This is a genomic window from Pantoea phosphatilytica (assembly GCF_051025615.1).
In the GTDB taxonomy this organism is placed as follows: Bacteria; Pseudomonadota; Gammaproteobacteria; order Enterobacterales; family Enterobacteriaceae; genus Pantoea.
In genome coordinates this window covers 438,439-450,064 of sequence record NZ_JBPFDF010000002.1, presented here as the reverse complement: position 1 = coordinate 450,064, position 11,626 = coordinate 438,439, and the positions used below count along the sequence as shown (strand labels likewise).

The following is an 11,626-nucleotide window of genomic DNA, read 5'->3' as shown; positions in this document are numbered from 1 at the left end:
AACGTTTTTGACCTGTCGCTGTCTGTAGTCTGTTGTTTCTGCTCGTGACAGGACGAGGAGAGATGTTAATGAAATTGTGCGATTTTGTTTCCTGGAACTAAATCTTTGTGAATGGCAGTGTTACAATATGGAGGTTTGTTACCGGTAACAAACCGGCTCCGGGCCGGTATCTGCGGATTAAAACCATTACAACGCAACCACCACTTTTTTCATACCGCCAGTCAGCGCGGGAATGAGGCAATGTCATGTCAGAACAAAAAAAGGGTCATTCACGCAGGGATTTTTTGCTGAAGACAATTACCCTGGCGCCAGCAATGGCGGTAGGGTCCACTGCGATGGGCGCGCTCTCCCTGACGCAGGCCGCGCAGGCGGCTGAGACGCCTGCGGCACCACAACAGGCGCGCGATTACCAGCCCGCCTGGTTTACACCGGAAGAGTATGCCTTTATCACCGCCGCCGTCGCACGGCTCATTCCCAGCGACGAACGTGGCCCGGGCGCGCTGGAAGCGGGCGTGCCGGAGTTTATCGACCGTCAGATGAATACCCCCTACGCCACGGGATCGAACTGGTATATGCAGGGGCCATTTAATCCTGACCTGCCAAAAGAGCTGGGCTACCAGCTTCCGCTGGTGCCGCAGCAGATCTATCGTCTGGGACTGGCCGATGCCGATCGCTACAGCAAACAGCAGCACGGCAAGGTCTTCGCGCAGCTCAGCGGCGATCAGCAGGATGCCCTGCTGCAGGCGATGGAGAGCGGCAGCGCCGAATTCAGCCAGCTGCCGGCAAAAGTCTTCTTTAGTTTTCTGCTGCAGAACACCCGCGAAGGCTTCTTCAGCGATCCTATCCACGGCGGGAATCAGGGCATGGTGGGCTGGCGGCTGATCAACTTCCCTGGCGCACGCGCCGACTTTATGGACTGGGTAGAGCGCGGCGAACGGTATCCGTTCCCGTCAGTGTCGATTCGCGGAGAGAGAAGTTAAGCATGGCAAACGAAATGAAAAAAGTGGATGCGGTCATTGTCGGTTTTGGCTGGGCGGGCGCCATTATGGCGAAAGAGCTGACCGAAGCGGGCCTGAACGTCGTGGCGCTGGAGCGCGGACCGCATCGCGATACCTATCCCGATGGGGCCTATCCGCAGTCGATTGACGAACTGACCTATAACGTCCGCAAAAAGCTGTTCCAGGATCTCTCCAAAAGCACCGTCACCATTCGTCACGACGCGTCACAGACGGCGGTGCCTTATCGTCAGCTGGCCGCCTTCTTACCCGGCACCGGCACCGGCGGCGCGGGTCTGCACTGGTCCGGCGTCCATTTCCGTGTCGATCCGATTGAGCTGCGGATGCGCAGCCACTACGAAGAGCGTTACGGCAAGCACTTCATCCCGGAAGGCATGACGATTCAGGACTTTGGCGTCACCTATGATGAGCTGGAGCCCTTTTTCGACAAAGCGGAAAAAGTTTTTGGCACCTCCGGCAGCGCCTGGAGCATCAGGGGCAAGGTGGTTGGCAAAGAGAAGGGCGGCAACCCGTTCGCGCCCGATCGTTCAGATAACTTCCCGCTGCCCGCGCAGAAGCGCACCTACTCGGCGCAGCTGTTCGCCCAGGCTGCCGAATCGGTCGGCTATCACCCTTACGATCTGCCGTCTGCCAATACCTCCGGTCCCTACACCAATACCTATGGCGCGCAGATGGGGCCGTGTAACTTCTGTGGTTTCTGCAGCGGCTACGCCTGCTACATGTATTCCAAGGCGTCGCCAAACGTCAACATCCTGCCCGCCCTGCGTCAGGAACCGAAGTTTGAGCTGCGTAACAACGCCTATGTATTGCGGGTGAATCTCAGCGACGACAAAAAACGCGCTACCGGCGTAACCTATGTGGATGGTCAGGGACGCGAGCAGGTTCAGCCCGCCGATCTGGTGATCCTCTCCGCCTTCCAGTTCCACAACGTGCATCTGATGCTGCTCTCCGGCATCGGTAAGCCTTACAACCCCATCACCAATGAAGGCACGGTGGGACGTAACTTCGCCTATCAGAACCTCTCGACGCTGAAGGCGCTGTTCGACAAAAACACCACCACTAACCCGTTTATCGGCGCGGGGGGCGCGGGTGTTGGCGTGGATGATTTCAACGCGGATAACTTCGACCACGGGCCGCTGGGCTTTGTCGGCGGCTCACCATTCTGGGTCAACCAGGCGGGCACCAAACCGATCTCCGGCCTGCCGGTGCCAGCGGGTACGCCAAACTGGGGCAGCAAATGGAAGGCGGCGGTGGCGGATACCTACACCCATCATCTGTCGATGGACGCGCACGGTGCGCATCAGTCCTATCGCGCTAACTATCTCGATCTCGACCCCAACTATAAAGATGCCTACGGACAGCCTCTGCTGCGTATGACTTTTGACTGGCAGGAGAACGACATCAAAATGGCGCAGTTCATGGTCGGTAAGATGCACAAAATCGCGGAAGCGATGAATCCGAAGATGATCATCGGCGGTGCGAAAAAGCCGGGCACGCATTTTGACTCTACGGTCTATCAGACCACCCACATCAGTGGCGGCGCGATCATGGGCGACGATCCCAAAACCAGTGCGGTTAACCGTTATCTGCAGAGCTGGGATGTCCCGAATGTGTTTGTACCGGGCGCGTCCGCCTTCCCGCAGGGTCTGGGCTATAACCCGACCGGCATGGTAGCGGCGCTGACCTACTGGTCAGCCAAAGCGATTCGCGAACACTACCTGAAAAACCCCGGCCCGCTGGTACAGGCATAAGGAGATGGCGATGAAAAATGGCATTCTGGCTCTGATTCTGGGCGCGCTGTCGTTCTCTGCACTGGCGGAAAGCGGTCAGGACGATCTGCTTAAACGGGGTGAGTATCTGGCGCGCGCCGGTGACTGCGTGGCCTGCCACACCAGCAAAGGCGGCGCACCCTTTGCCGGCGGGCTGCCGATGGCAACACCGATTGGCACCCTCTACTCCACCAACATCACGCCCGATCCTGAGACCGGTATTGGTGACTACAGCTATGACGACTTCCAGAAAGCGGTGCGTCACGGCGTGGCAAAAAATGGCGATACGCTCTATCCGGCGATGCCTTATCCCTCTTACGCGGTGGTCAGCGACGAGGATATGAAGGCGCTCTACGCCTGGTTCATGCAGGGTGTCGCCCCGGTTAAGCAGGCGAATCGGGAGAGCGATATTCCGTGGCCGCTGTCGATGCGCTGGCCGCTGGCGATCTGGCGCGGAATTTTTGCGCCCGATGTGAAAGCCTTCCAGCCCGCCCCGCAGGAAGATCCGGTGCTGGCGCGCGGTCGCTATCTGGTTGAGGGCCTCGGCCACTGCGGCGCCTGCCACACGCCTCGCAGCATCACCATGCAGGAGAAGGCGCTGACCAACGAAGAGGGAAGTGACTATCTGGCAGGCAGCAGCGCACCGGTTGATGGCTGGACCGCCAGCAATCTGCGTGGCGACAACCGGGATGGACTGGGACGCTGGAGCGAAGAGGATCTGCGTCAGTTCCTGCGTTATGGCCGCAACGATCAGACCGCCGCGTTCGGTGGCATGACCGATGTGGTGGAACACAGCCTGCAACACCTGAGCGAGGCCGATATCACAGCCATTGCGCGCTACCTGAAATCCCTGGGTGCAAAAGATCCGCATCAGGCGGCATTCAGCGTGGATGATGCGACCGCAAAAGCACTGTGGAAGGGCGACGACAGCCAGACAGGGGCGGCAACCTATGTCGATAGCTGTGCCGCCTGCCACAAAACCGATGGCAGCGGCTACAAACGCTTCTATCCGGCGCTGCGCGGCAATCCGGTGGTGCTGGCGGACGATCCGACCTCACTGATCCACATCGTGCTGGTGGGCGGTCAGTTGCCTGGCGTCAATGGCGCACCCTCAACCATTACCATGCCGGCATTTGGCTGGCGTCTTAACGACCAGCAGGTCGCGGACGTGGTGAACTTCGTGCGCAACAGCTGGGGCAATACGGCGTCGGAGCCGGTCAGCGCGAAGCAGGTCGCCGCGCTGCGGAAAGATGAGAAAGATCGGCTGGGCAGTGCCGATATCCGGGTACTGGAAGGCAGGTAAACGGCAATCAACGCGGCCGTCACCCTCAGGGTGACGGCCTTTTTTTCAGATGTTTTCCGGATCGCGTCCCCGCGTCTTCGGCCCGTTAATCCCCGCCGACAGCAGCCCGCTGCTGATGTAGCCGGTCTCCAGCAGATCATAAAGCTCAAAAAAACTACCCGGCGCCAGCAGGGTAATGATTCGCCACAATCCGGCGGCGGAGGGCAGCGCATCAATACGCGCGGCTAAGCGGTTGCAGATCGCGGGTGAAGTGTCCCCAGGCGAGCCTGGTGGCGAGCGTGGTCATTTCAGCGTGAACCTCAGGCAGTTCAGGGGCGACGTGCAGCCGGTCAGCGGCTTCGTAAACGCGTTAACCGTTAGCAAGCAGAGAATAAGCAGAACAGGCAATTCATCCGCGGTTGCCGGGAGGGGCGTTGCTGACGATTCAGCAACGCACATTGCAGGTTCTGCCATCCGTGGCAGGCACCGTGCATTATGGCAGATGCGGCCAGACGCCCGGTCCAATCGGCAGGCCCAGCAGATACCACACCAGCAGCAGAGCTATCCAGCTGATAAAGAACACCAGCGGATAGGGGAAGATCAGCACGTAATAGGTGCCGAGCTGCGCATCCTTCTGGTAACGCTGTAAAAAGGCCAGGAAGAGCGGCAGGAAAGGCGACATCGGAGCCAGGGGCAGGACGGCAGAGTCGGCGATGCGAAAAATCATCTGGGCAAAGGCGGGATGAAAGCCGAGCAGCATAAACATGGGGACAAAGACCGGGGCCAGAATCGACCAGATCGCAGATCCGCTGGCGATAAACATGCAGAGAAACGCGGACAGGAACATCAGGCCGAGAAAGGCGGGTGCGCCACTGACGCCTGCGCTCTCCAGTACGTCGGTCAGCCCGATCGCCATGAATTTGCCCATATTGCTCCAGTTAAAGAACGCCACGAACTGCGACAGCGGAAACACCATCACGATAAAACCCGCCATGCCTTTCATCGGATCAACCAGCAGCTGCGGAATATCATCCGGACGGCGGATCTGCCGGGTCACCACGCCGTAAGCAATCGCGACCACAAAGAAGAACAGGATGATGATTGGCACAATACCCTGAATAAAGGGTGAGGGAATGATGGCGCCGGTGGTGGGATGGCGAAGCGGCGCCTGTTCCGGCACGACCAGCAGCGCCATCAGCGCAATAAACAGCAGGGCGGCGATGCCGGCGGCGCGCAGACCGCGGTTCTCCAGCGGCGTCAGTGCCGCCAGCTTCTCACCGTTGCCCTGCCACGCTGGCAGGCGCGGCTCAACAAATTTGTCGGTCAGCAGCGCACCCGCAATCGTCAGTACAATTACCGACGTAGCCATAAAAAACCAGTTGTCGATGACGCTGACGTGTACCGTGTCGCTGACCGCTTTGGCCGCTTCGGTACTGATGCCGGAGAGCAGCACATCGGTGGTGACGATCAGCAGGTTAGCGGTAAAGCCTGAGGCGACGCCAGCGATCGCGGCCAGCAAACCTGCGACCGGATGTCGTCCCACCGCCAGAAAAATCAGCGCGCCCAGCGGCGGCATGACGACCAGCGCGGCATCCGAGGAGATATGGCTGAAAAAGGCGATAAACAGCACCATATAGCTGGCGTAACGACGGCTGACGCGTGACGCCATTTTCACCATCAGCGACTGCAGCAGGCCCACTTTTTCGGCCAGTCCGGCCCCAATCACCAGTGCCAGAATCGATCCCAGCGGGGTAAAGCTGCTGAAGTTTTTGATGATATTGGGCAGGATCCACTGCAGGCCTGCGACGCTCAGCAGGTTGTTTACCCGTACAACTTCGCCGTTACTGGGGTTGGTCACCGCCAGATCCAGCGCGCTGATAATGGCGGTAGCTACCATCAGCACCACGATCAGATAAACAAACAGTAAAAACGGGTTGGGGACTTTGTTGCCTATACGCTCTATCCAACAGAAGAGCCGGCCAGGAGTGCGGTTCGCGGATGTTGCTTCCATGGTATTGATTCTCGTCTTGGGTTCCCTTTATCGGCGGAGGCCCGGTCTGACGCCGGTCCGGGAAGGCGACAGGCGGTGAGTTCAGAAACGGCTCCGCTGAGTCAGGGAAGTGTTTGCAATCATTTTTATAAGGGGCCGCGTCAGAGACACGGCCATTGGCTCATCCGGCCAGTTTTGTTGGGGTGATCCCTGCCGGGATCGGACACTGATAAGGCTGCGCGGCGCGTGTATGTTCAAACTCGGCCCGACAGTCAGCCAGCGTCTGCGGATCCGTCAACAGGGTTAACACCGTGGCTGCCATCACTTTGCCTGCCAGAAACATCCCTTTATGCCCGATGCTGGTGCGGCCCTGCGCCACCAGTTGCCAGGTGTGCAGCGGCGTGCCAAACGTAAAACAGGGCGCAAAGCACTGTGCGGTGGGTGTCACCCAGCTGACATCGCCGACATCGGTGGAGCCATAAAGCAGTTCACGCGTGACGGCATAGGGCGCAACCTCGTCCATAAAGAGCTTATCGCCCAGCCGCTCAGCCCAGGCATAACCGGCTTCGCCACCGATACGGGCCGCATTCAGCCGGGCATTGCGCAGATCGTCATCGGTCAGAGTGGCACGGAGTTCGGCCGCCAACGCGCGCTCTTCGTCGCTGTAGTCGGGCAGACCAAACTGATGCAAATTGCGCTCCATGACCGCTTCCAGCGCACGATTAGGCACGTAGTCTGAGCAGGCTTTGTCAAAACGCACCGTCAGGGTCGTGTCAGTCATCAGTGCGGCACCCCTGGCGATGTTAATCACCCGTTCATAAATCGCCTGGGCCTGCGGCAGTTCCGGGGCGCGGATCAGGTAGAGCACCTCCGCGTCGGCCTGCACCACATTCGGTGAAACGCCGCCGCTGTTGGTGATGGCGTAGTGCACGCGCGCCTCCTGGACGATGTGCTCGCGCAGAAAGTTGGCACCGGTATTCATCAGCGTGACGGCATCCAGCGCGCTGCGGCCCAGATGGGGAGAGTTGGCGGCATGGGCGGCAACGCCTTTGAAGCTGAACGCCGCCTGAATATTGGCCAGCGTGCGCAGATTGAACATGCCGCTGAAACCTTCGGGGTGCCAGGTGACGGCGGCATCCACGTCATCAAACAGCCCTTCACGCACCATAAAGGTTTTGCCCGATCCCCCCTCTTCGCCGGGGCAGCCATAGAAGCGTACCGTGCCGCCGGTGTGATGCTGCGCCATCCAGGCTTTCACGGCGCAGGCCGCCGCGACGCCCGCCGTGCCGAGCAGGTTATGCCCGCAGCCATGTCCGTTTCCGTTGGCCTCCAGCGGCTGTGGCCGGGCGCAGCCCGACTGCTGGCTCAGTCCGGCCAGCGCATCGAACTCACCGAGAATGGCAATCACCGGCTTGCCGCTGCCCGCGCTGGCGATAAATGCTGTGTCGATACCGCCCACGCCCCGCTCCACAACAAACCCCTCCTGTTCCAGCGCATCGGCCAGCAGGGCGGAAGAGCGGGTTTCGGCGAAGCGGGTTTCGGGTGTGTCCCAGATCGCGTCGCTCAGCGTGCTGAAGCGGAGCTGATGGCGATCGATATAATCGGCAATAAAGGCTTCCATCATCCTGCGCCCCCGAACGCTGCCTGATTCAGGGCGAGGGTGGCCAGCAGCGTGATGGCATCCGGCATCACCCGCTCGTCAAAGTCGAATTTCGCATTGTGATGACCCGCTGCCAGCGCACAGCCGAAAATAACGTAGGAGGCCTGACCGCCACGCGCGATGACGCGCTCCATCATGCAGGTTGCATCTTCCGAACCTGCCGCCTGCGCTTTACGATCGACCACCGAGCTGAAGAGGCCGAGGGCGTCCGCCTGCTGGTGGATGAAGTCGACCCACGGCTGCGTCGGGGTACAGCTGCGTGCCGCGCCCATCAGCGAAACCTCCTGCTCAACGCCATACATCGCCGCTGCGCCCGCAATCACCCGCAGCGCCTGCTGATAAATATCGTCGTTGACCTCATTGGTCACACCGCGGGTTTCGACTTTCAGCAGGGCGCAGTCGGCCACCACGTTACGACCGGTTCCCGCCTGCAGCACGCCGACGTTAACCCGTGCCACGCCGCCGCTGTGCTGGGTCAAACCATGCAGCGCCAGCGTCGCCTGAGCTGCGGCCAGCAGGGCATTGCGACCCTCTTCAGGGCGGCCGCCCGCATGGGCACCGACGCCGGTGAAGCGGACATCCAGCTTGGTGGTGGCAAGGAAGCTGTCGCTGCCGCACACCACTTCACCTGCCGGAACGCCGGTGCCGATGTGAATCGCGGTGAAGCGCTCAACATCATCGACCACGCCCCGGGTGACCATCGCTTTCGCCCCGCGCACCCCCTCTTCGGCGGGCTGGAAGATCAGTTTAATGGTGCCGCTGAGCTGATCTTTCATCGCCATCAGCACCGTCGCGAGACCCAGCCCGATGGTGGTGTGACCATCATGCGCGCAGGCGTGCATCATGCCAGGGTTGCAGGAGGCGAACCCTTCGCGCTGCGGCAGGTGATCGTCGGCCTGGCTTTCGTTGAGATCCAGTGCATCCATATCGACGCGAAAGCCCATCACCGGGCCGGGACGCCCGGTTTCCAGCGTTGCCACAATGCCGCAGAATCCGCCGGAAAAGTGGCTGATCCACTGCGGCAGTGCGCCCTGCTGCAACGCCCGCGCCTCCTGCTGCTTCAGCGTCGCGTCGTCCGGCAAGCCCATCCGCGCATCGGCGTCGATGACGTCACGACCCAGCTTCAGCTGATAACCGAGCCTGTGCAGCGCTTCCGCCACGAAGGTGGCAGTACGGAACTCCAGCCAGCCCGATTCGGCATAGTGATGGAAGTCGCGTCGCCACTGTTGCAGCGTTGGCAGCAGGGCGCTGACGTGCTCTGAAAGGATTTTCATCGGCTTTTCCTCGTTGTTGATTTTTTATGCACTGTGTCGAATCTACACAATGGTGCTGGCGGGCATAAGATGCGAATATCTTGCGAATGATAAACAATGGTTATCGGGGAACTATGTCTGCCAACATCAAACTTCATCAGCTGCGCGCTTTCGTTGACGTGGCGCGACAGGGCAGTATCCGGGCCGCGAGCCGTCTGTCCGGGCTGTCGCAGCCGGCGTTAACCAAAGCCATTCAGGAGCTGGAGCGAGAGCTGGGGGCAAAGCTGTTTAACCGCCGTCAGCAGGGCGTCGTGTTAACCGATATCGGTGATAACTTTTTTCGTCATGCCAGCCTGGTGCTGGCAGAGCTGCGGGTCGCGGAAGAGGATATCCAGCAGCGTCTGGGGCTGGGTGGCGGCCAGGTGAACATCGGGGTGGGCGGCAGCGTGGCGCGCACCATCATGCCGCAGGTGATAAACCAGTTTCATCGTGAATATCCGCTGGTGAAGGTGCGCATCGTCGAAGGCCAGCTGGTGTCGATGGTGCATGAGCTGCGTCAGGGCGCGCTTGATTTCACGATCAATACCTACGATCAGAGCCATCTCGATCAGGAGCTGATGTATGAGCGGCTCATGGAACGTGAATACAGAGTGGTGGTTCGCAAGGGCCATCCGCTGGAAAAGGCCCGTTCGCTGGCGGCGTTGCAGCAGGCGGACTGGACGATGCCCACGCCGAAAGGCAGTTATTACCGCCTGCTGCACGATCTGTTTGGCGAGCGCGGCATGGCGCCCAAAATCGTGGTGACCTGTGAAACCTTTATGGCCTGCACCAGCCTGGTCGCGCAAAGCGATTTCATCAGCATCCTCTCAGTTGACGTCATTGACGATCCGATTCTGGGCCAGTCACTGGTGGCGCTGACGCTCGACGATCCCCTGCCGAAAGCGATCTTCTATCTGATTCAGCGGAAAGAGACGACGCTGACCCCGATGAGCAGTTACATGGCGCAACTCTTCCGCCGGTATTGTCAGTAAAATCAGCGGGTAAAGGCGATCGTCTACACTCTTAAGGTACTGTAAAAATCCAACCGATAAATAGAGGTGAAGATGCAAGTCAGTCCTTATCTGTTTCTCTATGGCCGTTGCGAAGAGGCTATCGACTTTTACCTGCAGGCAACCGGGGGTGAGCTGCTCGGCAAAATGACGTTCGGAGATATGCCGGACCAGGGTGAGCAGGTCGGTGACCAGTCTGCCGCGCCACAGCCGCCAGAAAAGATCATGCATGCGCAGCTGCGCATTGGTGATGGTGAGCTGATGCTGAGCGATGGCGACACCGCGAAGCCGCCCGCGTCTGAACATGCCGGTTATGCGGTCAGCCTTTCCACCGATGATGTCGAAGAGGGTAAAGCCTGGTTTGAAAAACTGTCAGCAGGCGGCAAAGTAACGACGCCGTGGCAGGAGACCTTCTGGTCAGACGGCTTCGCCATGTTTATCGACAAGTTCAACATTCCCTGGCGTATCAACGTCGAGAAGTCGCAGGACTGATTGCCGTAAACGGGTGGCGCTTATCTGCAAGGCCTGAAAACAGACGCGCTGACCGGGAAGCTCAATTCCCGGCCAGCGCGTCGGTATGTCGGACGGCACACTGCGCCGCCCGCGCTTATCAGAAGTTGTAACCCGCCACCAGGTAGTAACCCCAGCCGGTTGATTTCACTTCAAACGGGCCCTTGCCGAAGTTCAGCTCCTGACCATCAGCCCACTGGCCGCCGTTGTGGAAATAACGAGCCACCGCAGAGATATGCCAGTGATCGTAACCCAGTGACAGAATGTGGCTGGAGGCGATGGAGTTGCTGGTACGTGATGCACCCCCTTTCTCATTCAGATCAGAGCCCCAGTCGAAGTTGGTGAAGCCGACATAGCCCAGGTTACCGCCCCACAGCGTGGTGATAGGCACGAAGTATTTCACCTTGAAGCGATAGCCATCCCAGCTGTTTTCGTTCGCCGCACCGTAGTTTTCCCACTGGTATTTCGCGTAAACGTTCAGCGACAGGCCGACATCGCTGTGCGTATCAATATCGGTGCCCAGGCCCATGTACCAGGTATTCTGGCGATTATCGCTGTTGCGGCCCATGTCGTAGATGTAGTTGTTCGCGAAGTACCACTCTTTGAACGGGCCAAAGGCCAGGCTGGTGCCGGTCAGCTTATCGATAGAGAAGCGCGGTTCGATTTCCATAAACATCGGTGAACCGTGGTCGAACACGCCGTTGGCGTTGCTGTTGCCCACGCCAAAGAAGTTAGGCACGTCGAGGTAGCCGTAAAAATCGAACCACTCTTTCTTCGCAAACGCTTCATATTCCAGATAAACGTCGTTATTGAACTGCGGTCCGAAGCGGGTGTGGTAACTGCCTACCACGTTAACGCTCTGATGCCACCAGTCTGAAACATACTGCGGATCGCTTTCAGCGGCCTGCGCAGCACCGGTCAGTGAACATGCCAGCGCGGCACCCGCTATCAACGTTTTAAATTTCATTATCATCAGCCACATGCTTTTGACCGCCGCCCAGCAGAGGCAGTCAGAGAGATATCGGTCCCCTGGAGGGGAATAAGAGGTTCAGCAAAAACAGCCGTTTTCAGCCCGCGTAGCGTGCCTGTAACAGTTC

Annotated in this window: 9 protein-coding genes and 1 pseudogene; 5 read left to right on the top strand and 5 right to left on the bottom strand. The window is 59.3% G+C overall.

The features are described from left to right. The first annotated feature begins 245 nt into the window (after window positions 1-245). From ACR6AS_RS12330 to ACR6AS_RS12320, 3 genes are read left to right on the top strand one after another with little or no spacing between them, the layout of a single operon-like run. The gene (locus ACR6AS_RS12330) at window positions 246-980 is read left to right on the top strand and encodes a gluconate 2-dehydrogenase subunit 3 family protein (protein WP_111141273.1); all 735 of its coding nucleotides are present in this window, start codon (window positions 246-248) and stop codon (window positions 978-980) included. Between the two features lie 2 nt (window positions 981-982). Then, complete coding sequence (locus tag ACR6AS_RS12325) at window positions 983-2,767, top strand: GMC family oxidoreductase (protein WP_288360254.1); 1,785 nt, start codon at window positions 983-985, stop codon at window positions 2,765-2,767. Between the two features lie 10 nt (window positions 2,768-2,777). Further along, a complete protein-coding gene (locus ACR6AS_RS12320; protein ID WP_288360256.1) occupies window positions 2,778-4,088 on the top strand; it encodes a c-type cytochrome in 1,311 nt (436 codons plus the stop codon). An 87-nt stretch (window positions 4,089-4,175) separates the two neighbouring features. Here ACR6AS_RS12320 and ACR6AS_RS12315 read toward each other — a convergent pair. The 4 genes and pseudogenes from ACR6AS_RS12315 to ACR6AS_RS12300 form a co-directional block, all read right to left on the bottom strand. Next, window positions 4,176-4,374 (bottom strand): annotated as a pseudogene (locus ACR6AS_RS12315) (MFS transporter); the annotation flags it as partial. Between the two features lie 186 nt (window positions 4,375-4,560). Next, window positions 4,561-6,078 carry a p-aminobenzoyl-glutamate transporter gene (gene abgT, locus ACR6AS_RS12310; protein WP_288360258.1) on the bottom strand — a complete coding sequence of 506 codons (1,518 nt, stop codon included), beginning with the start codon at window positions 6,076-6,078 and terminating at the stop codon, window positions 4,561-4,563. A 160-nt stretch (window positions 6,079-6,238) separates the two neighbouring features. Continuing rightward, entirely contained in the window at window positions 6,239-7,681 is a 1,443-nt protein-coding gene (locus ACR6AS_RS12305; RefSeq protein WP_111141270.1) for a M20 family metallopeptidase, read from the bottom strand. Next, the gene (locus ACR6AS_RS12300; RefSeq protein WP_288360259.1) at window positions 7,678-8,991 is read right to left on the bottom strand and encodes an amidohydrolase; all 1,314 of its coding nucleotides are present in this window, start codon (window positions 8,989-8,991) and stop codon (window positions 7,678-7,680) included. Before ACR6AS_RS12300 ends, ACR6AS_RS12305 begins: the two co-directional genes overlap by 4 nt. 113 nt (window positions 8,992-9,104) lie before the next feature. On the opposite strand from ACR6AS_RS12300, the gene ACR6AS_RS12295 reads away from it, so the two are divergent. Next, window positions 9,105-10,001, top strand: coding sequence for a LysR family transcriptional regulator (locus ACR6AS_RS12295; protein ID WP_111141867.1), 897 nt, complete (start codon window positions 9,105-9,107; stop codon window positions 9,999-10,001). 72 nt (window positions 10,002-10,073) lie between these two features. After that, window positions 10,074-10,511 (top strand): VOC family metalloprotein YjdN, encoded by a 438-nt coding sequence (gene yjdN, locus ACR6AS_RS12290; protein ID WP_111141869.1) that lies wholly within the window; start codon window positions 10,074-10,076, stop codon window positions 10,509-10,511. A 118-nt stretch (window positions 10,512-10,629) separates the two neighbouring features. On the opposite strand, the gene ACR6AS_RS12285 is transcribed toward yjdN, so the two are convergent. Beyond that, on the bottom strand, window positions 10,630-11,496 hold the full coding sequence (locus tag ACR6AS_RS12285) for a nucleoside-specific channel-forming protein Tsx (protein ID WP_111141881.1): 867 nt from the start codon (window positions 11,494-11,496) through the stop codon (window positions 10,630-10,632). Window positions 11,497-11,626 lie beyond the last annotated feature (130 nt).